Below are 22,616 nucleotides of genomic sequence, written 5' to 3'. Positions count from 1 at the left end.
GCCTTATTCTGAAAATAGTGATTTTGTCGAACGTCTGCTGCCATGCTGACTGTGATTAGCTACCTCGAACAGCCCATGACCTTTGATAGTTTCTTTGGGCCTGTGACCCTTCAACCCGGTCGCAATGAAAATGTCGATGAGCGGCGCTGGCGCAACTGCAAAACCCACAATGCTGACCTGCAGGCTTTGATTAAAAAGGGACTCGTTGTTGTCGAAGAATTAGGCTAAATTTAGACTGAGAAGGCCGGACTTCTCTGCCACCTGACCTCTTTAGACCCCCATGAGCTACCGCATTGATCGCCAGACTTATGCAGAAACCTATGGCCCGACGGTGGGCGATCGCCTGCGACTTGCGGATACTGATCTCATTATTGAAATTGAGCGCGACTACACCCACTACGGTGATGAAGTCAAGTTTGGCGGCGGCAAAGTGATCCGCGACGGGATGGGACAGTCCCCCATTGCTAATGCAGAAGGCGCAGTGGATGTGGTGATCACCAATGCGGTCATTCTGGACTGGTGGGGCGTTGTCAAGGCCGATGTCGGCATCAAAGAGGGCAAGATCTACAAAATTGGTAAAGCAGGAAACCCCTACACCCAAGAGGGGGTAGATATTATCATTGGCCCTGGCACGGAGGCGATCGCTGGCGAAGGCATGATCCTCACTGCTGGGGGGATTGACGCCCACATTCACTTTATCTGTCCACAGCAGATTGCCACTGCCATTGCCTCGGGGATTACAACAATGATTGGTGGCGGAACGGGGCCTGCCACAGGTACCAATGCCACCACCTGTACGCCAGGACCTTGGAACATCTACCGCATGCTTCAAGCTGCCGATGCCTTTCCAGTGAATTTAGGCTTTTTGGGCAAGGGCAATAGCAGCCAACCCCAAGGACTGATTGAGCAAGTGCAGGCGGGCGCTGTTGGTCTTAAACTCCACGAAGACTGGGGCACTACCCCTGCTGCCATTGACACCTGTTTGAGTGTGGCTGAAGACTACGACATTCAGGTGGCCATCCACACCGACACCCTTAACGAATCTGGGTTTGTCGAAGACACCATTGCTGCCTTCAAAAACCGCACCATTCACGCCTATCACACTGAGGGCGCCGGCGGAGGACATGCCCCGGACATTATTAAGGTCTGTGGTCAAGCCAATGTGTTGCCCTCTTCCACTAATCCCACTCGCCCCTACACTGTCAATACCCTCGATGAGCACTTGGATATGTTGATGGTGTGCCACCACCTCGACCCCAATATTCCTGAAGATGTGGCCTTTGCCGAGTCGCGGATTCGCAGAGAAACCATTGCTGCTGAAGATGTTCTCCATGACCTCGGGGCCTTTAGTATTATCTCTTCGGACTCCCAAGCAATGGGACGGGTGGGGGAGAGTATTATTCGCACATGGCAAACTGCTCACAAAATGAAGCTGCAGCGGGGACATCTCAGGGATCCCCAACAGCCGGGCGTCGATCATGACAACTTTCGCGCCCGCCGCTATGTAGCCAAGTACACGATTAATCCTGCCATTACCCACGGCATTGCTGAGTATGTGGGATCAGTAGAGGTGGGCAAAATTGCTGATCTGTGCCTCTGGAAGCCCGCTTTCTTTGGAGTCAAGCCGGAGCTGGTAATCAAGGGGGGAATGATTGCCTACGCTCAAATGGGGGATGCCAATGCCAGTATTCCCACGCCCCAACCAGTGCACATGCAACCCATGTTTGCCAGCTATGGGGGCTGCCAAACCGCCACCTCAGTAACCTTTATGTCTCAAGCAGGCATTGCCAACAACCTCCCAGAACAGTTGGGGTTGCAAAAAACAGTGCTGCCGGTGCGCCACATCCGCCAACTGTGCAAAGCAGATCTCAAGCTCAATGACTACTTACCCCACATTGAGGTAGATCCCGAAACCTATGAGGTGCGGGCGGATGGTGAATTGCTCACCTGTGAACCGGCCAGTGTCTTACCCCTTGCCCAACGTTATTTTCTCTTTTAAGTTTATTAAGTTTAAGCAATGACGGATGCGGTAGCTGTCCTCTTTCAACAAGGACAAGAGGCTTTTGAGCGGGGCAACTATCAACAGTCCGTTGCCCTGTTGGGACAGGCGGCGGCGCTGGCTGAGGGAAATGCGGTGCAATCAGGAGAAATTAGTCTCTGGTTAGTCACAGCTTATAGCGCTGCTGGCGATCAAGGGGCAGCCGTGAGTCTCTGCCGTCAACTCCAACGGCATCCCGATCCTCACACGCGGCAGGAAAGTCGTCGCTTGCTAGCGATTTTGGAGGCTCCCCAACTGAAACGCCGTCCAGAATGGTATAGCGAAATTCCTGACCTATCCCACCTGGGCGATCGCAGCTACACCTCCCCCAATCGCCGCTCCTCGAAAAGGCCATCGGCTCCCACCCCAAAACCCCAAGAACCACCGCCCCCCGCTACTCCTTTACCAAATGCCTTCATTTGGATTGCCCTCACGGGCTTGGGCGTGGCCACACTCTTGGTAGCTTGGTTATAAAGCAGCTTTTACCACCCTGCAAAAAGGGCTGCACAGGCAGTATGGTAGTTCTCAAGAACTGGAAATGACACAGGGTAGGCCTTGCTAGTTTTCTTAAGCATCTCTAGATCAGTGGGGCTCCGGAGCTATTACCCAAGAACGGCAATCGCTACGAAATGATTAGTACGAAATGATTTAGTAATGATTAGTGGGGAGTCAGGGGTGAGCGGTGCCCCCACTGGTAAATCCCCTATCTGTAGAAATTTTGACGGCCAACTTTAGGCATGGTCACCAGTAACGGGTCCTAGTTGTGCCTGGATGGGAGCCGGCGTTATTCAAAAGAATACGTTGACATCTCCCCTGTTGCCCAACTGTCGTTGTCCCCCAGGGCAAATTTTTAAGCCGTGAGCCGATGGTCAGTTGTTCCTAGTTATTGCTATAGAGGCTAAAGAGCGATCGAAAGTCGAATAGACGAATCAACATTGGCCAAAAGGCATCTAGGCCATTGGGGGCTTTCGGTTTGTGCCACCATGTGAGGCCACCATAGAGCAGTTGTACTAGGCCCCGCTGTGCCTCATCACCGACCTCAAGAAACCGCAGGTAAATACAGCATTTCTCGTCTTCTGCACGGCTGCGAACAACAGCTGCGGTCACACTAAAGTCCTGCTCTAAAAAAGTGAGCGTCCCCACCTGATTGCCTTGGTCTTCCACAAACCGGCCAGCGGTCAGTAATAGAGCCGCCCCTGTCTCCGAAAGATCCCGGGTATAGCCCCAGTAGGTTTGATTCCCCAGTTGAAAGCGACACACAGTGCAAACGGGGAAGCGATCGCTCTGGCGACGGGTAGGCTGATCAATGGCGGATAAAACAGCAATTAAGGCAATAAAGGCGTTATAGATGGTCCAAGCCAACATCAGCTCTAAACCCGACCGTTCATACTCCATTGGCGGCCAAATGTGGAGCCAGTAGCCACCATAGCGGATAAAGATCCCCACTCCCACCGCCACCACAAAGACAACCAATGGCCACGTAAAGCGTAAATTCAAACATTTGCGATTGGACACTGTTCCTTTATTAGTGACAATGCTGCCAATTTTGCCAAAGGGATTGCGGAGGATTTTAATCAGTTGCACCATACCTGGAAAAGCAAAGGTGACTTCATGAACCTCACCCCAGATCGAAAAATACCGTCCTTCTGTAGCCCAGCTAAAGGTGGCGATCATCAGCAGGGTGTAGGGCAGGGCGTAGAAAAGATACTCGCTCAAGGTGGCTACTGTCAGGGAAATGCCCGTCATCAGGCTCAAAAATGGGCCAATGAGAAAGCAGGTGCGGATAAAGGGATTGATGTTGTACAGCAGCAGCGATAGGTGACAACTGCGCTGAAACCAAGAGAGCTTTGACCAGATGGGAAGATCATCGCCACAGAAATAGATTTGCATATTCCCTTGGAGCCAGCGCAGCCGTTGCTCTAAATAATCCTGAAAATTGCGGGGAGATTCCCCCATACTGAGAATTTCATTGAGATAGATCAAACGGTAACCAGCAATCTGCATCTTTGTCCCTGTTTGGAAATCTTCCACCACACAGCGGGTATAGTATCCACCGATGGCTTCTAGGTCACGGCGGCGAACGACATAGGAGGTACCGCAGCAAATAATAGCGTTGCCGAAGTCCCGTCCCGGCTGAATAAACCCAAAAAAGTACTCCATATCCCCGGGCATCATAAACTCAATGCCAAGGTTTCGGGAGTAATAGTCAGGGTTAAAAAAGTGCTGGGGGGTTTGCACCATGGACACCTGATCATCCTGAAAAAAGCCCACTGTGCGAGTCAGGAAGTTCTGAAAGGGAATAAAGTCGGCATCAAAAACAACAATCAGTTCGCCGCGGGTGTGTTTCAGGGCATGGTTAAGATTCCCTGCTTTGCGGTGTTCATTGGTGGGGCGAGTGAGATAGTTGACCCCTAGCCGCTCACAGAGATCGGCAATTTCCGGACGACGGCCATCGTCAAGGACATAGATGGTTTTGTTTCTGTAATTCATTGCCTGGCAGCCAATAATAGTTCGCTGCAAAATGTAGGGGGCTTCATTGTAGGTGGGAATGAAAACATCGACACTGGGGCAGTATTCACCACTAAGAACCGCCTGCTGGTAGTGATTGGCCTGGCGCGATCGCCAGGCAGTTGTCAGCCATGCCGTTTGATAAAAGTAGAGCACATAGGTCAAAAAGTACAGTAGCTCAAGACCGTAGAAACCGACACTTGCTCCAAAACTCAACCAGTGGGCATCATTCAGCGTCACCCAGCCACGCCACACCAGATAGCGACAGCCAAAGAGAATGACAATGAGGCGCATAATGAGGCGGGTGACATTATTGCTGGGAATAAAATTGAGGGCGATCGCCACCATTCCCGCAACCATGACCGGCCACCACCTACTCATCTGATCCGAAGGCATTTGCAAGAGGTCCGGTAGAGGTCGCAATTGATCTGGATTGACCAAATCGATGGGAAAGAGTGTCGGTTGCCAGACTGTTGCCAACAATACGCCCAGCAGAAATAGCAGGCTAAAAACAAATAAACCCCAGACCCACGGTAAAACCAGCCGTGGGGGTGAAGTGGGCTTGGGTGACTCATGGGTCATCAGCAGACCCCCTAAAAGGGCGAACTTAGGCCATGGTTGGCATTTGCAGACGGGCAAAAATCATCCGTCCTGCTGAAGTTTGCAGGGCACTGGTGACGACCACCGAGAGTTGATCGCCAATGTGATCCACCCCTTCTTCCACCACCACCATGGTGCCATCCTCAAGGTATCCCACCCCTTGGGCAGGCTCTTTGCCTTCCTTAAGAATTTTCAACTCCAGCGTATCCCCAGGGAGATAAATGGGACGCAGGGCTTGGGCAACTTCATTGACGTTAAAGACATCCACTTTCTGGAAGCGGGCAACTTTGTTCAGATTCAAATCATTGGTGACCAGGGTGCCGTTGATCTCTTGGCACAGGCGCACTAGCTTGGCGTCCACCGTCGTTAATTCTGGATAGTCTGCAGAGTGAATGACAATGCGATCACCCAAACTAGCTTGGAGGCGATTGAGGACATCTAGACCCCGCCGACCGCGAATCCGTTTTTGCTCATTCCCCGCATCGGCAATCAGTTGCAACTCCTGAAGCACAAACTGGGGCACAATGATTTGCCCTTCAAATACCCCTAGATTCAACAGCGCCTCAATGCGGCCATCGATAATGCAACTGGTATCCAGCACCTTTGCACGGGCAGGTTTGAGCATTCCCTCCGCCAGAAGGCTGCTGGCAACAGCATTGGGGTTAATTAACCGCAGTAGGGCAGGTCCGTGGCTATCAGCCAAGGTTGTCCCCGAATAGGCAAAGAGAATGCTAGTGAGAACAGCAATCAGAGGCTTAATAAAGGAGAAGTCCTTGGGAATGGGCAACAGAAAAATCGGTGCCAGCATCAAATTGGCAAGGAGCAGCCCCACAACAAGACCCACTGCCCGCGACAGGAGCGTTTCCGGAGGCAATTGGCGGATACTGCGCTCGAGACGATGGTAAAGCGACTGCAACAATAAGCCAAGGGCAATGCCAACGATGGCGCCAAAGCCAGCCATGACCCACTGCAATCCCCGCACATTGGCCACTTGAGCAAGAACTGTTTCTGGGAGTAGGTCAATGCTGTTGAAGCCAACGGCAATTCCCATCACGACGATAATGAGGAGTAAGATTGTATCGAGCATTAGTTCGCTCCTGTCGCGCTGGACATCTCCATAGGCTATTACTTTAGGATTATACTTTTTTCTCTCCTGGTGCGGTGTTGGACTGTTGCATATCGAGATGACGACTAATCCGGGTACCGGCTCGGATGCCCTCAGCTTCGGCTTGAGGACCCAGCATTGCCCGTGCCACAATTCCACCGAGGGTGCCCAATAGCGTTTCCTTCATAAAGGTTTGACTGGTTTTCACCCACCACTCCAGGAAAAGATGCAGCGAGGGGGGAGAAGGTTCCTCAGGGGATGGCTCGGCTAACTGTCGCCCCAGATCTTCCCCGAGTTGCGAACCAACCATATTGCCCACCATGCGCCCAAGGGTTTCACCCACAGGTCCTAAGACCACTTGTCCCGCCAAGCCGCCAGCAATTTCACCGGCTGCACCGCCAATTTTGTCACCGCTGCGAATCTCCAGAGCTTTCACGAGCCGTTCTGGAGTTTCCTCAAGGGCAGTAAATTGCAGTTGGGTCATCTGCTCACTGGCTTCCATCCCCAGTCGCGCACCAATGACGCCACCAACAAAGGTGCCCACTTGCACCCCCATGACTACACCCGCAGGCCCCATAAACAGACCACCCGCCGTTCCCCCCGCCATGCCACCGAGCATATCGCCCACGTAGCCGCCTATGAGAAACCCGCCCATGGAGGTGAGTTTGTTGCCGACTTCTTCGGGTTCGAGATCAAAGGCGCGGGTGAGGTTTTGCAAGCCCCTATTGCCTTGGCCGATGATCTGGACATCCCCCCAAAATTGAATGGCCGCGAGCAGTTGCAGGGGAGTGATTTGCTCGAGGTGATACTCAATGGTGATCGAGGCGGCAAGGGGGTTAACGTGAACAGACTTGATACCTCGGAGGGTTTTCAGGTAGGCAGTCAAGGAATCGCGAAAGCCGACATCGGTTTTCAGTTCTTGAATCCGCAATCGCAGGCGATCGCCCGTGAGGTGCATGACTACGGCAATGGGTGTAGTTTCAGCAGTGGCCATGGGACCCCTACCCAATAGGCTCTAGTTGCTGTTGTAGCACGCACCCCAAAGCAAGGAGAAATATCTGTCAAAATGTTAAAGGAATCGCACACAGAGTTAATGACCATGACAGCCACGGTAAAGGTCGAACATCTCAAGAAGTCCTACGGGGCCATTACAGCGGTGGCCGATGTCTCCTTTACAGCCCATCAAGGGGAAATTTTTGGGGTGCTGGGGCCAAATGGCTCAGGGAAAACGACAACGCTGCGCTGTCTGTGTACCCTCTCGCAACCGGATGCGGGGCTACTGGAAGTCTGCGGCTTCTCGGTGCTCCACCAACCCCATTTGGTGCGCCAAAAATTAGGCTATGTGGCCCAAGAGGTGGCCCTCGATAAAATTCTTACGGGTCAGGAATTTCTAGAATTGCAGGCGGCGCTGTACCACATTCCCCGTGCCCTGATTCCGGAGCGCATTGAGGCGGTGCTGGCACGCTTAGATCTGCTGCAATGGCGCGATCGCCAGTGTGGCACCTACTCTGGTGGCATTCGCAAACGCTTTGATCTTGCAGCGGGACTTCTACACCAACCCCAAGTGCTTGTCTTGGATGAACCCACCGTAGGTCTCGACATTGAAAGTCGCCAAGTGATTTGGGATGTGCTGCGGGATCTCAAGGCCCAAGGACTGACGATTATCTTGACCAGCCACTACCTGGAGGAGGTGGATCTCCTCAGCGATCGCTTGGTGATTCTGGATAAGGGACGGGTGATTGCCAGTGGTTCTCCTGAGGAACTCAAGGCTAATATCGGGGGCGATCGCGTCACGTTGCGGGTGCGGGAATTCACACCGCGTCAAGAGGCGCAAATGGCGCAGGGTCTTCTCAGTCAATTGGACTGCGTCAAATCCGTCCTGATTAACACCAACCAAGGCAACTCCTTAAATCTGGTAGTCACAGATGTCACTGTGGCGATCGCAGCCATTAGAACGGCGCTAGAGGAAGCAGGACTGCCCCTCTTTAGCTTGGCGCAATCACGACCTAGTCTAGATGATGTCTATTTGGCAGCCACCGGTCAAACCCTCTTGGATGCCGACTTGGCAGCCGCAGCGCAGCGGGACAGCAAACAGTTGAAAAAAGAGGTCATGCAACGCTAATGGGGCAGCCAATTCTCTGGGTGCATGGGGACTGCCTCGACCCTAAGGCCCCAATCTTTAGCCGCTACCCGACAGCACCGGCAATTTTTGTCTGGGATGTGGCCTTGCTCAAGGAATGGCAAATTCGTCTGAAGCGGCTGGTGTTTCTCTATGAGTGCCTGCTGGATCTACCTGTGCAAATGTACCGTGGCGAGGTGGCGCCCTTGGTGAATGCCTTTGTGGAGGTGCACGGGGGCGATCGCCTGGTGACGATGGCAAGTCCTAGCCCCCGCTTTCGCGCCATTTGTGGGCAATTGGCCTATCCCCTGGAGATCCTAGAGCCAGAGCCCTTTGTTACCTTGCCAGCCAATGCAGATTTGAAGCGATTCTTTCGTTATTGGAAGTTGGCAAAACCTCGCCTGGGGCTATAGATAATGTTGGCGATCGCCCGACCTCTTCAGAAGCTGCCTTGGCAGCCGCGATTCTCCCTGTTGGATCGCTATATCCTGCGGGAGATGATTCGCCCCTTTGTCTTTGGTTTTGGCATTTTTACGGCGATCGCTGCTGTTATTGGTACCGTGTTCTACCTGATTCGCACTATGGTGGAGCACAACCTTGGCCTCCTCAGTGCCATTCAAGTTTTTTTTCTGCGCTTACCCACCTTCGCGGTGCTGGGCATTCCCATGGCCATGCTTTTTAGTGCGCTTCTTTCCTATAGTCAACTCTCCCGCCGCAGTGAACTGATTGCCTGTAAAAGCTGTGGGGTTAGTCCAGTGCGTCTGGTGCGACCGGCGCTCTTAGCGGGGTTCTGTGCCTTGCTCTTCACCTTTGCCCTCAATGAACTGGTGGCTCCCCCCATGGCCTACCGCGCCATCAAGACCTTGGAGGTGGCGATCCACCGCCCGCAACCCACCTTTCAGACCCGCAATATCTTCTACCGTCGTTTTGTCGAGGGACACCTGCAGCAACTCTTTTTTGCCCATCGTTTTGATGGGCAGGTCATGGCTCAAGTGACGGTGTTGAACTTTGAGCAGGGGCAGTTGCGGGAAATTATTACAGCCCAGAAAGCTCAGTGGCAGGGCTCAGCGTGGCTGTTTCGTCAGGGAACCTACCACCACCTCAGGGGCGATGGCAACTATGATGTGGCCGAGAGCTTCTCAGAACGAAGGTTTGACTACCCCCGCACCCCCCTTGATTTAGCCATGGAAACGCGGGTACCAGAGTTTATGACCAGCCGCGAAATCTATCGGTACTTGCAAATTTTGGCGGAAAGTGGCGATACCAAACGCTTGCGGCAGTGGCGGGTGCAGTTGCAGGAAAAGCTCTCCCTCCCCTTTTTGTGTCTCAGTTTTGCTGTCATTGGCGCTGTTTTGGGGATCAGTTCTCCCCGCCAAGGACAGGGACGAGCCTTTGGGCTGAGTGTGGTGATTATTTTTGGCTACTATGTTGCCGCTTTTATTTTCACTGCCTTTGGCGAGGGTGGAGCGGTGGACCCGATGGTGGCCAGTTGGCTACCGAAGGGAATTGTGAGCGCGATCGCCCTAGGGATGCTCTACCAGGCCAATCGTCATTAGTAGGTCATCAGTAGGGAATCTGCCAATAGCGACAGGCCGCATGGGCAAGGGTCATGACCCCCACAGGAATGGCCTGTTCATCCACATCAAATTCGGGGTGATGCAGCGGATAGTTGGGGCGATCGCGAAACCCGACGCCAAGGCGAAACATCGCACCGGGGGCGTGCTCTAGGTAAAGAGCAAAATCTTCTGCCCCAAGGGACGGTTCTGGCAAGATATGCACATGGGGGGCACCGACCACATCAGTGGCCGCCTCGGCCAGCAATTGCGATAGGTAGGGGGTATTTTCCACTCCCGGCACCCCCCGCCGATAGTGGAGCTGGTAGCGGGCACCGTAGGCGTGGCAGACATTAGCCACAATTTGCTCAATCCAAGTAGGAAGGGTAGCACGGGTTTCCGGATGGAGCGATCGCACGGTTCCCTGAAGTGTTACCTGATCAGCAATGACATTGGCCGCCCGTCCCCCTTGAATTTTGCCAAAAGTGAGCACCACGGGGCGCAACGGATTTTGGGTACGACTAATGGCCTGTTGCAAAGCACTGATAACTTGAGCAGCAATCCAAATGGCATCCACCGCTTCATGGGGGCGCGCCCCATGCCCCGATTCCCCCAAAATCGTTAACTCAATGTCATCGGCAGCGGCTGTCAAAGCACCATAGCGCACCGCCACGTCCCCCGCTGGAATACTTGGGAAAACATGGAGCGACAAAATGGCACTCACCTCTTTCATGGCGCCGTCAGCAATCATCCAACTGGCCCCTTGGGCAATTTCTTCCGCAGGCTGAAAAATAAACCGCACGCGGCCAGGGAACTCCTCCTTGAGGGCGGCTAAGACCATTGCCGTGCCAAGACCCACTGTCGTGTGGACATCGTGGCCGCAGGCGTGCATCACCCCCGTATGTTTCGAGCTAAACTCGAGTCCGGTGCGCTCTTGAATCGGCAGGGCATCCATATCGGTGCGAATGGCCAAGAGCCGCTGTTCTTGAGGATTCCCCTCCAGCTCAGCAATCACCCCCACTTTGCCCACATCCTGCTGTACAGTTAAGCCTACGGAGGACAGCACCCCAGCCACATAGGCAGCGGTTTGATGTTCTTGGCCACTCAATTCGGGGTAGCGGTGCAAATGGCGACGAATTTCAATGAGACGGGGCGTGAGGGTTTGGGTAATCTGGCGAATCCGAGCAAGCATAGTGAAGCCGTGGGATATTTTTGCATGCTATCCAATCTTAGGAATTCAGGTTGACCACGCCTGATAGGGATGCTCCGCTAAGTAGGCATTGGTATAGCGGGGATCGTCGGTCACCTCAAGGCCAATCCAAGGGGGTAAAGTCAGGGGATAGTCAACACAGGGCAATTCAATTTCTGCCAAAATGAGACCCGCACAGGCGCCAGCAAATTCATCAATTTCCCAACAGAGGTCACCCGCCGGGATGCGATAGCGATTTTTCTGAATGATTGGTTGCAGGCACAATTCCGCAAGGAGTTCCCTGGCATCGGCAACGGGGATAGCATACTCATACTCACGGCGTTGGCCACCACTGGCTTTGCCCTTGATCGTGATCCATGCCTCCTCACCCGCAAGACGCACGCGCACAGTGCGCTCAGGAACCGTTGAGAGGTAGCCTTGGGCAAGTTCGGCCACACTTGTGGCCAGGGACCGCCATTGTTCACCTGTGACGAGGAACTTGCGCTCAATTTCAATTGCCATTGCCTAGACCACCGTGGTAAATGAACCGTGGAGACCGTAGGGAATGTGGTGTTTCAGGTGCAACCGTGCCACAGGGCCGGCGCTAATGGCCGCAGCATCAAAGATGAGTAACTGCGATTTGTGGCAACTGGCATCATAAACCACCTGCAACAGCCAGCCATCCTCTTCTCCTTGGGCCCCCTGCCAGAGAAAGTCCCCCTTTTGCAGACCACGGGGGACAAAGATCGGCTCACTGACAAAACCGCGCGGCGCTGCTGACCAAAACTGTTCTTCGCCCGTCTGGCGATCGCGCCGCCACAGTGCCTGTAGGGGTGCATTGGTTTTCGGATCATGCCCCGCCGCCAAATAGGTGTAGCGATAGGGTTGCCCCACCTTAGCCGGATGCACCACAGGAAATTCGCAGGGGCGATCGCTCACCACCTGCCAGTCCACGGCTTTGGTCTTCGGATTCAACCGGATCCGCCACAGCAAACTTGCGGGCAGGGCCGCAAAATTCACCTCCCGAAAATCCATGCCCGGTTCCAAATTGGGAAAGTGGCTGTAGGCAATGGACTCCACGTGGATTTCATCCCCCGCTTCGTAGGCATTGGCATGGTGGAAGACAAAACAAGCAGGCATCGTCAGCATCTGGGGACTGCCCCCCCGACGGGGCAGCAGCCAAACCCGTGTCGGTTCCTGAGCATTGAATTGAATGCACTGGGCAGCGCCCCGCAGTCCTAGCAGATAGGGCAAGGGATTGAATTGCACTGGGTTTTGAAAAACAATGGCGTAATTGGGGGTGAGGGCAAAGTCATGGATAAAGGCAAACCCTGGAATTTGAAATGTTGGTTGCGAAACACACTGACCAGTGGCATCAAACTCATAGAGCCTAATGCGGGTATTAAGACCGGGCTTAACACCAAAATTCACCAGCCGCTGCGTCTGGGGGTCAAAGCGGGGATGCGCTGCAAAGGCATCACTCTCCTTGAGGAGACCGCCTAGGTTGTCGAGTCCAATGGTTTCTAGGGTCACAGGATCAAGGCGGTGGGGCAGGCTTGCTTCCCAGAGCGCCAGTAATTTCCCTGCCCAATAGATTACATGGGTATTGGCAATATTTTTGACACGGGTATCGAGAAAATTGGCGAGCCAGCCGCCCGGCCTTTGGGTGCCAAAGACACCGCGATAGAGCAGGCGATTGGCCTTTTCCTCCGCCAAAAATCCGGCAGTGCGCACGTAGCGATTGCGAAAATGTACCCGTCCCTTCTCAAAGCGAAAGGCACAGATCATGCCGTCGCCATCAAAGGGATGGGCTAAGGACACTCCGCCGCGCTCCAACAGTCCAGGGCCATTGCGGTAGAGGGTCCCCACCAAATCCGGGGGCACCGTGCCTTCGACATCCTCAATCCAATAGTCATACTCTTGGGTCAGGGATTCGGTACCCCCCCGCCAATCGGTCATTGTGTAGGGGCGATCTAAAACTCCAGTCATGGAACACTTGGCTCCAACTCAACAGCGACAGCGGATTGAGAGGTGGGGGCGGGCAGTTGCTGCGGCAACCAGTTCAACAGCGGTAGTGGCAATAGCGTACTTAGGTTAGTAATGAGCACCAGCAACCACAGGCGATCGAAGTTGTGCTCGGTAATCCCCAGCCAGTGGGTCAGCAGCGCCCCCAACTCATGGGAGACCAAATTGGCAAGGTTGCTAATGGACATCAGCAGCGCAAAGAGGGTGGCCTCAATCCCCGGCGGACACAACCGCGCCGCCAAGACCAGTACTGGCATAAAGGCAATTTGCCCCATGACAGCCAAAATCAAGCTATCACCCAAGCTAAACCACTGGTCACTAATGCCCCATTGGCGATTGAGGTGGGTGACCAAAATCAAGCTAGAGAGTCCTAAAAAAGCCGAAAGAATCGTGCTCCAGAAAAATATGGTACGCAGGGGCAGCGTTTTCAAATACCGCTGAAAAATCCACACCCCCAAGAGGGAGGCGATGCTAGTGACAAGGCGCACCCGCCCCAAAAACTCCGCCTCAAAGCCCAACTCATTCGTTGTAAAGAAAAAGAAAGCGGATTCCGAGCCGGGGGTTGCCTGCCAGAGGAAGAGGAAGGCCACCGGCAACCAAATCCGTTTTTGCATCATGGCTTGGCGCACACGGTTGATATGCTCCCAAGTCTGACTCAGTTGAGGCCGAGCTGTGACCCGTGCTTCGGCGATCGCCCAGGCAACCGCCGACACCAAGAGGGGAAACACCGCCGTAATTTGAAAGACTGTACGCGGACTAAACCACTGCAGCAGTTGGCCACTAAAGTAAGCGGTGAGGATGCCCCCCACAGCAGTAGCGGCCCAGCTTAGGGATTGTAGAGTTCCCATTTCTGTGGCGGATTCTTGGCGTGCCCGTTCAACCACCAGTGAATCGACAATCACATCACTGAGGGCGATCGCGATCGATGCTGCTAGAATCGCTGCCATTGCCTGCCAAGGGGTAGCCACCCAGGTCCCCAGGCTCAACCACGCCCCACAGCCCAGCAAGCCCGCCAGGACAAGATAGGAGCGGCGGCGAAATCCCAAAAGCGGCAAGCTATCAGAAACCAGACCAAAGACCGGCTTAATCACCCAGGGCAGCGCAGCCACACCCATCAACGCCGCCACTTCCGCCGGCGACAGCCCCAACTCATCCTTAAAGAAAAAGCTAATGGCCAGCCGTGCTAAGCCCAAAACCCCTTGGACAAAATACACCAGCAAAATGGCTAAGAGTTCGCCACTGGGCTCTTGGCCAAAAAAGAGTGTCTGCTTGAGCCACTGAAACCAGCGTTGAGGTTGCGAAGGTTGAACCAGCATTACCAAATGTTAAGCAACAGCATTGCCTTCATCATATCCAGACACGCTGAAAATTGCTAACACTGGTACTCTTCACTAGCTGCCAGAAGAACAGAGGAGCAAAAGACACTGATGGGGGTTATTTGGCAACCTCAAGTTGATCGAGCCGCAGCCAAACCGTGGGAGTGGGCACTGGAAATTTAATCTGGGCATAGTCACCGCGAATTTCCACCACCTCGCCCCGTCCCTCAAAGAGATAGGGGGGGTAGCGGTGATCACTCGCTAGAGCCTCAAGACTATTGGCCAACTTTTCAGCAACAACCTTCACCAAATCTCCTTTTTTAATTGCCATAGGACACTCCACAGAAATCGTTCCCCATTTTAGGGGATCAGGGAATGGCAGTGGGTCAACAGTAGGCTGCCTGTGGTTAAACTACCCTTAGGGGTCACAATACCACTGGGGAGTTTTGGCATGGACTGTATTCCCGTCATTCTATCGGGGGGCGTAGGAAGTCGCCTCTGGCCATTGTCGCGACAAGCCCATCCCAAGCAGTTTATGCGCCTAACTCCCGAAGGCAAGAGTCTGCTACAGCAAACCTGGCAACGGTTGCAGGGCCTACCCCAACTTCAGCCCCCCGTTGTTGTTGCCAATGAAGCCCATCGCTTTCTGGTGGCGGAGCAATTCCAGGAGCTGGGGGTAACGCCGACGCGCATTTTACTTGAACCCATAGGGCGCAATACTGCCCCTGCCATTACCGTTGCTGCCCTCTACGTCACAGAAGTCCTTGCCAGCGATGCCCTTCTCTTGGTGCTGCCGGCAGATCACCTCATTCAGGATGTCGCCCATTTTCAGTGGGGACTGCAACGGGGATTTTCAGCCGCAGCCAAGGATTGGTTGGTAACCTTTGGGATTGCGCCCACTTCTCCCCACACCGGCTATGGCTACATCCGGCGCGGCGAGTCCCTCAGTGATCCTGACACCTATCGCGTGGCAGAGTTTGTGGAGAAGCCCGATTTAGCAACGGCAGAGGCCTATCTTGCTGAGGGGGACTATCTTTGGAATAGCGGCATGTTTCTCTTCCGGGCCCAGAGTTTTTTGGCGGAACTGGCACAGCAACAGCCAGAGATTTTAAACTATTGCCGCTTGGCACTGCGGCAGGGACGGGAGGATTTAGACTTTATCCGCTTGGCGAAGGAACCCTTTGACCAGTGCCCCAATCTTTCTGTGGATTATGGCCTCATGGAGAAGACCCAAAAAGCAGCTGTCGTGCCCCTAGACTGCGGCTGGAGCGATGTGGGGTCTTGGTCGAGTCTCTGGGAGATCATGCCCAAGGATGAATGGGGGAACAGTTGCCGCGGCGATGTCCTCGTTTGTAACAGCAAAGACTGCTTTGTCCAGAGTCAGCACCGCTTGGTTGCCTTGGTGGGCGTGGACAACCTCACGGTGGTGGAAACGGCCGATGCTATTCTGATTGCCCATCGCGAGGCGGCACAACAGGTGAAACAGGTGGTGGAGCAACTCCAAGCCCGCAACCGCAGCGAGGCCTATAATCATCGGGTGGTCTATCGCCCTTGGGGCTACTACGATGCCATTGATGCCGGTCATCGCTTTCAGGTAAAGCGGATTACGGTGAAGCCAGGAGCCAGCCTTTCACTCCAACAGCACCATCATCGTGCCGAGCATTGGATTGTGGTCAGGGGCACCGCAGAGGTCACCTGCAATGGCAAGACGTTTTTGCTTACCGAAAATGAGTCCACCTATATTCCCGTGGGAGCAGTGCACCGTTTGGCCAATCCGGGGAAAATTCCCCTTGAGATGATTGAGGTGCAGTCGGGGTCATACCTGGGGGAGGATGATATTGTCCGCTTTGAGGATTGCTATGGTCGCAAGACAGAGCAATAAAGGCAAAACTCTAGACCGCTAGCCAAGCGATCGCCACCCCCAGGGCGGAACCGGCAATCACTTGAATGGGGGTGTGACCCAACAACTCCTTGAGGTGGGCTTCTGCCAATTCGTGCCCATCTTGGAAAAATTCATCAACAATTTGATTGAGAATGCGGGCTTGTTTACCCGCTGCTTGGCGTACCCCAGCGGCATCATACATGACAATACAGGCAAAGACAATGGCGATTGCAAACTCAATGCTATCCCAGCCCCGCTGCCGCCCCACTCCAGTCGCCAAAGCCGTGACCAGGGCGGAATGGGAACTAGGCATGCCACCGGTTTCCACCAAAACGCGGAAATTGAGCTTGCGGTGCTTGGCAATGTCAATCAGTAACTTGAGCATTTGAGCGATCGCGCTTGCGGCGAAAGCAACCCAGAGGACATGGTTAGCCAGTAGCTCACGAAGACCGTCCATCATGGTTACGGACAAGGACAAACTCTGCGCCCATCCTAACCCACTTTGGGATCGTTAATGACTACGGCTGGTAATGTAGTCGGCGATCGCCTGCAAAGGAATGGCGGCCGCCCCATATACAGCCAACTCTGCCTTCGCCTCCGCCACCAAGCGCTCAGCCTCTTGGCGAGATTTGTCCAGACCCCACAGGCGCGGGTAGGTCATTTTTTGGGCAGCCACATCTTTACCAACGGTTTTACCGAGGACATCGCGGGTCGAAGTAATATCCAAAATATCATCCACAATCTGGAATGCCAAGCCAATATTGGCCGCATAGCGGGACAGGCGTGCCACGTCAGATTCATTCGCCCCCGTCAGCAATGCCCCAGAAACCACAGAGGCCTCCAGTAGTGCTCCCGTTTTGTGGGAGTGGATAAAATGCAGCGTTTCCAGACCAATGTCGGGCTGTCCTTCACACTCTAAGTCCACCACTTGACCACCGACCAATCCCGTTGCTGCCACCGCATGCCCCAACCGCGCCACAATTTTCAGCAGATACTCCGCTGGCACATTTTTGGTTTGTTCCACCACATATTCAAAGGCATACGCCAATAAGCCATCCCCCGCCAGAATGGCAATATCCTCGCCATAGACCTTGTGATTTGTGAGCTTGCCGCGACGGTAGTCGTCATTGTCCATGGCCGGCAGATCATCGTGGATCAGCGACATCGTATGGATCATCTCCAACGCACAGGCAGTGGGCATCGCCATTTCCACGGTGCCCCCCATCAGTTCACAGGTGGCCAAACAGAGAATCGGGCGCAGCCGCTTGCCCCCCGCCATCAGTGAATAGCGCATGGCATCGTAAATTTTCTCCGGATAGGCCACCGGAATCGAGGCTTCAAGGGCAGCTTCCACAAGGGCTTGGCGTTCTTTGAGGTAGGCCTTGAGATCAAATGTGCCGGCGGGATGAACTTGGGGGGGATCAGCGGAAATCATGAACAACTCCTCAGCGTGCGGGCGGCATAGAGGTCAAGGAAAGGAGGGGCTGGTGCCAGTTGTGACGGCGACAGTAGCTCCATACAGTATTGTGCAACAACATGGCAACGGTCATCGGACCTACGCCCCCCGGAACAGGGGTAATATAACTGGCCACCCCACAGGCAGCCTCGTAGTCCACATCGCCCCAGAGACTTGATTTGCCATCGGAGCGTTGAATGCGATTAATGCCCACATCAATGACCACTGCCCCTGGTCGGATCATATCGGCCGTAATGCGCCGCGGCTGCCCCATCGCTGTGACTAAAATCTCGGCACGACGGGTGACACTGGCGAGCTCAGGGGTGCGTGAGTGGGCGATCGTCACCGTTGCATTGGCACTGAGCAACATCAGCGCCAGGGGCTTACCGACCAAAATACTGCGACCCACGACCACTGCTGAGCGACCTACGACATCAATGCCATAGGCGGCCAACAACTGCATCACCCCCGCGGGCGTACAACTGCGCAGTCCCGGTTCATCGCGCACTAGCCGACCCAGATTTTCTGGATGCAGGCCATCCACATCTTTATCGGGATGAATGGCGTATAGCAGGGGACGCGGATCAAGGTGGGGCGGCAGGGGCAATTGCAGGAGAATGCCATCCACTCGTTCGTCTTGATTGAGCTCAGTGATTTTGGCCAAGAGAGCTGCTTCTGTGATAGTGGCCGGCAGGTGGGCACCAAAGGATTGAATCCCGACGCGGCCACAGGCCTGTTCCTTGGCACGGACATACACCGCACTGGCGGGATCATCGCCAACTCGCAACACCGCTAATCCAGGCGATCGCCCCCACTGGGCTTGAAACGTCCGCACATGGTCAGCCAACTGGCGTTCAATAGACTGGGCTAAGGACTTGCCATCAAGGCAGGCAGCGGAATTTGCAACCAAAGGACACCTTAAAAATTAATCGCTCACAAAAGTCTAGGGTTTAGTTGCCCAATACGTTTGCATCGGTTGGCAACAACATCGAACTAGTTTACCCCAAATGGCGATCATGGGCGCCCGCTTTGATTCAGTTCTTTACTCAGTTGTGCCAAGGGCTTAACACTCCCTAGGGGCGATCGCCTGAGGGGGAGGTTCGCTCCACTTGAATTTTGGAAATCGCAGGGGTGGTACACAGGTACGTCAGCACATCCTCTGCACTCATCAGGCGCTTTAGCACCACTTGGCCAATAGTTGAGGCAGGATCAGGATGGCTCGGCTTGACTTCCACCATAAGAACCATGTCCTCCACTTGGTAAAGCCAGAGCTTTTCTTCCCCCTCTAGGATGTAGAGGCAGGTACGGGTGATCACGGGCGATCGCCGCCACGCTTGCTCATTCCAGAGGCCTTGGGGTTCCCACACACGGCCAATGTGCCACCCCTCAGTGAGGAAAAAGTATTTCATGCCACGGGTGGCGATTCATTCCCTTGGGCACTGGAGGTCTCCTCGGGTTCCATAGAATTAAAACAAGCTGCCGCCATCAGCAAAAAAGGCGTTCCTGGCACTAGGGGTAAGATAAAGCCCACAACCCCAATAATTCCAAAAATCACACCAAGAACCATACGCGCTGTGTTACGGATGTTTTTAGTCACAGGCACTCCTTTCGAGTTCCAAATAGGCGAGGATGATTCACCTCTAACGTAGCCCGAACCTTGTCTTTTCACAAGTTGTTGGTTCTAAGCTTTATCGAGAATCGCATCCCGCAGATCCATGCCATCCATTTCTGCTTTGTAGAGGTTTGCTCCCTTAAAGTTGGCACGGCGGGCATTGGCCTTTGACATCTTGGCAGCAATGAGAACGGCATATTCAAAGTTCGCCTCAATGAGACTGGCGCTTTCGAGAATCGCCTCCTGCAAAACTGCACCCCTGAGATCAGCTAAGTGCAGGTTGGCCTGAAAAAGATTGGCACGGGTGAGGTTGGCATAGGCAAGGGTTGACTCTATTAAACTCACTCGCCGCAGTAGCGTGCCCACTAAGTTGGCTTGGCGCAGATCGGCCATAGCAATGTTGGACTTGTAGAGATCGGCACCCGCCAAGGTGGCTCGCTGTAAACAGGCACCCTGCAAATCTGCCTCAATCAGGTCACTCATGTAGAGGTTGGCTCCTACCATGTAAGCATCCTTGAGCAGAGCGTTGCGCAGATCAGCCCCCGCTAAATTTGCCTGATCGAGATTGGCATTGGTGAGGTTGTACAGCTCTAAATTGGCGCCAGTGAGATCCGCCTGTCCCAGATCAGGGCAAATATCACTGTTTTGCTCCCGCCATTGATTCCAAGCGGTAACCCCCTGCTTAAGAAGCTGAAGATGTTGGGGATTGGCCACGGCAGTTATCCTTGGGCCCTTGGCTCAGTGTTTTGATAACCGTAAAAATCAATGCGATAGTCAACAATTTTCACACCAGTTTTTGCTTCAATCTCAGCAATGAGAGAGGGAGGTAGCTCAACGTGAACGTCAATAATCTTCTGGCTATCGAGACAATTTACATGGCTGTGGCTATCACTGATATTGCCGTAAAGACGGCCATCGGCGCGCTCAACGCACTCAATGATGCCATGCTCTGAAAGGGCTTCCAGATTTTGATACACAGAAGTATGGCCGATGTCTTTGCCCGCTTGATTCAGGCGATCGTAGATCTGCCGTGCTGACAGGTGATCCTTGGCATCCCAGAGCAGTTCGAGAATAGCACGCCGCTGCCGACTAAGGCGCAGTCCTAGGCGTTGACAGCGATCAATCGCATCCTCAAGGGAACGAATGGGGGGTAGAGAACTGGGAGCAGGAGACGTGAACACGGCGCTATCCTAAAAAATAAAACTCAAACAGCAGATTTTGCTTAGTTAAGTAGCCTATTGCGATTTAATCGCAGCTTCAGGATTATCCATTTGCTAACCTGTAGTCACTATGATAATCAATCCTCTGGCTATAATCAAATTTGCTCCTTGTCAAGGCTGTCAGCCGTTGTTTGAGATAGCAAATAAAAACCCAGAAACGCAAACATCATTGCAGCGATCGCCTTGACCACCTTAACGGGGATCAATGTGGCCATCCCACTGCCCAAAAGCACACCCAAAAACGTTGTACACACCAAGCCAGAGGCGACCCCTAAAAACACGGCAGTAGCAGAGCGGGCATTACTCCCTAAAGTAATCGCCACCAGTTGACTTTTGTCCCCCAGTTCCGATAAGAAAACAATCGCAAAACTTACGGCCAAGGATTGCCAGTCCATCCGGTCTCTCCAAAGATGTTGCTGCTATAGGGCAGCGTAACAGTATAGGCAGTAACAGCCAACGAGGGTCATGGTTCAGCGTGGCCGGATCAGCTTAAAGTAAGTTACAATTCTTAACATCAGTTCTGCGTATAGTCATAGCCCTGTTCAATAAGGGTGGAGGTGCTCCTGTTGAATACCACTGATGGATCGAACGCGATCGCGCCGCACACCACTTCCTTGACTAGTCTGGCACAGGCTTGGGCAAAGCGCTATATCACCAACCTCAACACCACTGCCCTTGCGGAGGATGATCCGGCAGCGGTGGCTCCCCGACTCTTGGCCGAACTGCGGAATGCCAGCGTCAAGGCTTGGCAGCGCACCGAAGGCTTTTTGGCTGGAGAGATGATTCGCCATGGCATCCCAGCGGAACTGGTGGATCCCTGGAGCATCTCCAAAGACATTCATGACATTTATCAGCGCACTCTGAAACTCTACGCAGCTGGCAAGGGCACCCCGCAAATGACTGCCAAGATAGGCAGTGCCGTCAGTGAGATCCGCAGCCGCTATACAGCGGTCGATCCCCGAGTGATTGGCTTTGTGAGTCTGCAATTTCATCACACGGGGGTATTACTGCTGGAAGTAGCACCCCCAAGCCAACGTTCCATCCTCAGTAGCTTCTTCAAGGTCATTGATGATCACCTCTACATGCCCTTGCACCGCGCCTATAGCGCAGCAGCCAACTACGACTACACTGATCCTGCCTTGGCTTTAGTGCGCCATCTGTTGCCCCAGAGCACAGCGATCGCCACCGCCATTTGTCACCGTGTTGCCGAACTCAACCCCCAGCACCGCTGTTTTAGTGGCCCTTTAACCCAAGCCAGTGTGCGCGTTTCCAGTATTCGCGATGTTGAGATGTTCCAAATCTATCTTTGGGTGTGTCTTTTAGAGCAAAGCCTTGAGGCACTGCAACGGGAACTTTTTCCCCTCTGTTTGATGCTGTATCCTTCTCTGAAGGTGACATGGGAGCTGGTGTTTCAAATGGTGCACCTTTTGGGTAAGGAAATACAAACCCGTGCCACTGGGCATGATACAAGTGTGTTTACACCCTACTATTTATCTCTCCGAGAAATGTTTGATCCCAAGATTTTTCAAGGACTCCTATGATTCCCAATTTGCCACAGGTTTCTTTCTCCCCCATTGCCATTGCGGGGTCTGGTCTGTGGGCGATCGGCCTCTACTGGGGGTTTTATCCCACGGGGCAAGCCTTCATGCAGCGTTTAGTGATGTGGCTAGGGGGTGAGGCAAACCAAAGTGCCGAATTCTGGGCAGGGATGGTGGGGCTCATTCCCTTTATTCTTGTGGGTACGGGTTGCTTTATCCTCTGTAGTTTGGGCTTGGGTCAAAGTTGGGCCTTGAGTTTAGGCCTGATGGCAACCATCGCTGGGGCAATTTACGAACTCGGACGGCGGGATGGCCAGCGCTCCTAGGCTGGGCTCCGGATGAGAATCCGCTAACATTTCAGTTAACCTTTATGTTAGTTACTCTTTAAGCATCCTCTCTAGTGTTTCCCCTCTAGGAAGCGCAATTCACTGCCCTTAAGAATACTCGCCGGTGAT

At 53.7% G+C, this 22,616-nt stretch carries 25 protein-coding genes; 9 read left to right on the top strand and 16 right to left on the bottom strand.

Annotation, left to right across the window (positions count from 1 at the left end; translation table 11 throughout):
- The first annotated feature begins 42 nt into the window (after window positions 1-42).
- From IGQ16_RS01325 to IGQ16_RS01315, 3 genes are read left to right on the top strand one after another with little or no spacing between them, the layout of a single operon-like run.
- Entirely contained in the window at window positions 43-228 is a 186-nt protein-coding gene (locus IGQ16_RS01325; RefSeq protein ID WP_024125536.1) for a hypothetical protein, read from the top strand.
- A gap of 52 nt (window positions 229-280) precedes the next feature.
- A complete protein-coding gene (gene ureC, locus IGQ16_RS01320) occupies window positions 281-1,999 on the top strand; it encodes an urease subunit alpha (protein ID WP_297059949.1) in 1,719 nt (572 codons plus the stop codon).
- An 18-nt stretch (window positions 2,000-2,017) separates the two neighbouring features.
- Entirely contained in the window at window positions 2,018-2,512 is a 495-nt protein-coding gene (locus tag IGQ16_RS01315; protein WP_024125534.1) for a hypothetical protein, read from the top strand.
- A gap of 405 nt (window positions 2,513-2,917) precedes the next feature.
- Here IGQ16_RS01315 and IGQ16_RS01310 read toward each other — a convergent pair whose 3' ends face one another.
- Genes IGQ16_RS01310 through IGQ16_RS01300 form a run of 3 tightly spaced genes read right to left on the bottom strand, consistent with a single transcriptional unit; the run spans window position 2,918 to window position 7,245 of the window.
- Window positions 2,918-5,128: a glycosyltransferase gene (locus tag IGQ16_RS01310; protein ID WP_297059948.1), complete on the bottom strand. Its 2,211-nt coding sequence runs from the start codon at window positions 5,126-5,128 to the stop codon at window positions 2,918-2,920.
- 25 nt (window positions 5,129-5,153) lie between these two features.
- Window positions 5,154-6,233: a PIN/TRAM domain-containing protein gene (locus IGQ16_RS01305; protein WP_041429819.1), complete on the bottom strand. Its 1,080-nt coding sequence runs from the start codon at window positions 6,231-6,233 to the stop codon at window positions 5,154-5,156.
- A gap of 49 nt (window positions 6,234-6,282) precedes the next feature.
- Window positions 6,283-7,245 carry an HMA2 domain-containing protein gene (locus tag IGQ16_RS01300; RefSeq protein ID WP_297059946.1) on the bottom strand — a complete coding sequence of 321 codons (963 nt, stop codon included), beginning with the start codon at window positions 7,243-7,245 and terminating at the stop codon, window positions 6,283-6,285.
- 105 nt (window positions 7,246-7,350) lie between these two features.
- On the opposite strand from IGQ16_RS01300, the gene IGQ16_RS01295 reads away from it, so the two are divergent.
- The 3 genes from IGQ16_RS01295 to IGQ16_RS01285 are packed head-to-tail and all read left to right on the top strand — an operon-like array spanning window position 7,351 to window position 9,926.
- On the top strand, window positions 7,351-8,373 hold the full coding sequence (locus tag IGQ16_RS01295) for an ATP-binding cassette domain-containing protein (protein ID WP_297041186.1): 1,023 nt from the start codon (window positions 7,351-7,353) through the stop codon (window positions 8,371-8,373).
- Window positions 8,373-8,783, top strand: coding sequence for a hypothetical protein (locus IGQ16_RS01290; RefSeq protein ID WP_024125530.1), 411 nt, complete (start codon window positions 8,373-8,375; stop codon window positions 8,781-8,783). Before IGQ16_RS01295 ends, IGQ16_RS01290 begins: the two co-directional genes overlap by 1 nt.
- Window positions 8,784-8,786: 3 nt before the next feature.
- Complete coding sequence (locus IGQ16_RS01285; protein ID WP_024125529.1) at window positions 8,787-9,926, top strand: LptF/LptG family permease; 1,140 nt, start codon at window positions 8,787-8,789, stop codon at window positions 9,924-9,926.
- Between the two features lie 7 nt (window positions 9,927-9,933).
- Here IGQ16_RS01285 and IGQ16_RS01280 read toward each other — a convergent pair whose 3' ends face one another.
- From IGQ16_RS01280 to ndhO, 5 genes are all read right to left on the bottom strand, one after another.
- Window positions 9,934-11,115 (bottom strand): M20 family metallopeptidase, encoded by a 1,182-nt coding sequence (locus IGQ16_RS01280; protein WP_024125528.1) that lies wholly within the window; start codon window positions 11,113-11,115, stop codon window positions 9,934-9,936.
- Window positions 11,116-11,160: 45 nt separating this feature from the next.
- Window positions 11,161-11,634, bottom strand: a complete 474-nt coding sequence (locus IGQ16_RS01275) for a CYTH domain-containing protein (protein WP_024125527.1) — start codon at window positions 11,632-11,634, stop codon at window positions 11,161-11,163.
- Window positions 11,635-11,637: 3 nt separating this feature from the next.
- Entirely contained in the window at window positions 11,638-13,101 is a 1,464-nt protein-coding gene (locus IGQ16_RS01270; protein WP_024125526.1) for a carotenoid oxygenase family protein, read from the bottom strand.
- Entirely contained in the window at window positions 13,098-14,453 is a 1,356-nt protein-coding gene (locus IGQ16_RS01265) for a folate/biopterin family MFS transporter (RefSeq protein WP_297059943.1), read from the bottom strand. The genes IGQ16_RS01270 and IGQ16_RS01265 overlap by 4 nt, the downstream gene beginning before the upstream one ends.
- 118 nt (window positions 14,454-14,571) lie before the next feature.
- Window positions 14,572-14,784 carry a photosynthetic/respiratory NAD(P)H-quinone oxidoreductase subunit O gene (ndhO, locus tag IGQ16_RS01260; protein ID WP_024125524.1) on the bottom strand — a complete coding sequence of 71 codons (213 nt, stop codon included), beginning with the start codon at window positions 14,782-14,784 and terminating at the stop codon, window positions 14,572-14,574.
- 120 nt (window positions 14,785-14,904) lie between these two features.
- On the opposite strand from ndhO, the gene IGQ16_RS01255 reads away from it, so the two are divergent.
- Window positions 14,905-16,335 (top strand): mannose-1-phosphate guanylyltransferase/mannose-6-phosphate isomerase, encoded by a 1,431-nt coding sequence (locus tag IGQ16_RS01255; RefSeq protein WP_024125523.1) that lies wholly within the window; start codon window positions 14,905-14,907, stop codon window positions 16,333-16,335.
- A gap of 10 nt (window positions 16,336-16,345) precedes the next feature.
- Here the strand turns inward: IGQ16_RS01255 and IGQ16_RS01250 are convergent, their stop codons facing one another.
- The 8 genes from IGQ16_RS01250 to IGQ16_RS01215 all read right to left on the bottom strand — a co-directional run bounded on the left by IGQ16_RS01250 (window position 16,346) and on the right by IGQ16_RS01215 (window position 21,018).
- Window positions 16,346-16,792, bottom strand: coding sequence for a divergent PAP2 family protein (locus tag IGQ16_RS01250; protein WP_041429222.1), 447 nt, complete (start codon window positions 16,790-16,792; stop codon window positions 16,346-16,348).
- A 54-nt stretch (window positions 16,793-16,846) separates the two neighbouring features.
- Window positions 16,847-17,770, bottom strand: a complete 924-nt coding sequence (crtE, locus tag IGQ16_RS01245; protein ID WP_024125521.1) for a geranylgeranyl diphosphate synthase CrtE — start codon at window positions 17,768-17,770, stop codon at window positions 16,847-16,849.
- Between the two features lie 10 nt (window positions 17,771-17,780).
- A complete protein-coding gene (gene folD / locus IGQ16_RS01240; RefSeq protein ID WP_024125520.1) occupies window positions 17,781-18,701 on the bottom strand; it encodes a bifunctional methylenetetrahydrofolate dehydrogenase/methenyltetrahydrofolate cyclohydrolase FolD in 921 nt (306 codons plus the stop codon).
- 163 nt (window positions 18,702-18,864) lie between these two features.
- Window positions 18,865-19,200, bottom strand: a complete 336-nt coding sequence (locus IGQ16_RS01235; protein WP_024125519.1) for a hypothetical protein — start codon at window positions 19,198-19,200, stop codon at window positions 18,865-18,867.
- The gene (locus IGQ16_RS01230; RefSeq protein WP_041429817.1) at window positions 19,197-19,388 is read right to left on the bottom strand and encodes a DUF454 family protein; all 192 of its coding nucleotides are present in this window, start codon (window positions 19,386-19,388) and stop codon (window positions 19,197-19,199) included. Before IGQ16_RS01230 ends, IGQ16_RS01235 begins: the two co-directional genes overlap by 4 nt.
- A gap of 84 nt (window positions 19,389-19,472) precedes the next feature.
- Window positions 19,473-20,117, bottom strand: a complete 645-nt coding sequence (locus tag IGQ16_RS01225) for a pentapeptide repeat-containing protein (RefSeq protein WP_024125517.1) — start codon at window positions 20,115-20,117, stop codon at window positions 19,473-19,475.
- Window positions 20,118-20,122: 5 nt separating this feature from the next.
- A complete protein-coding gene (locus IGQ16_RS01220; RefSeq protein ID WP_024125516.1) occupies window positions 20,123-20,584 on the bottom strand; it encodes a Fur family transcriptional regulator in 462 nt (153 codons plus the stop codon).
- Between the two features lie 134 nt (window positions 20,585-20,718).
- Window positions 20,719-21,018: a TMEM165/GDT1 family protein gene (locus IGQ16_RS01215; protein ID WP_024125515.1), complete on the bottom strand. Its 300-nt coding sequence runs from the start codon at window positions 21,016-21,018 to the stop codon at window positions 20,719-20,721.
- 162 nt (window positions 21,019-21,180) lie between these two features.
- On the opposite strand from IGQ16_RS01215, the gene IGQ16_RS01210 reads away from it, so the two are divergent.
- The gene (locus tag IGQ16_RS01210; RefSeq protein ID WP_297040889.1) at window positions 21,181-22,164 is read left to right on the top strand and encodes a hypothetical protein; all 984 of its coding nucleotides are present in this window, start codon (window positions 21,181-21,183) and stop codon (window positions 22,162-22,164) included.
- The gene (locus IGQ16_RS01205; protein ID WP_297059941.1) at window positions 22,161-22,487 is read left to right on the top strand and encodes a hypothetical protein; all 327 of its coding nucleotides are present in this window, start codon (window positions 22,161-22,163) and stop codon (window positions 22,485-22,487) included. The genes IGQ16_RS01210 and IGQ16_RS01205 overlap by 4 nt, the downstream gene beginning before the upstream one ends.
- Window positions 22,488-22,616: the final 129 nt, after the last annotated feature.

Origin of the sequence: Thermosynechococcus sp. M3746_W2019_013 (assembly GCF_015296045.1) — a bacterium.
Taxonomy (GTDB): domain Bacteria; phylum Cyanobacteriota; class Cyanobacteriia; order Thermosynechococcales; family Thermosynechococcaceae; genus Thermosynechococcus.
This window is presented reverse-complemented; position numbering and strand designations above follow the sequence as displayed.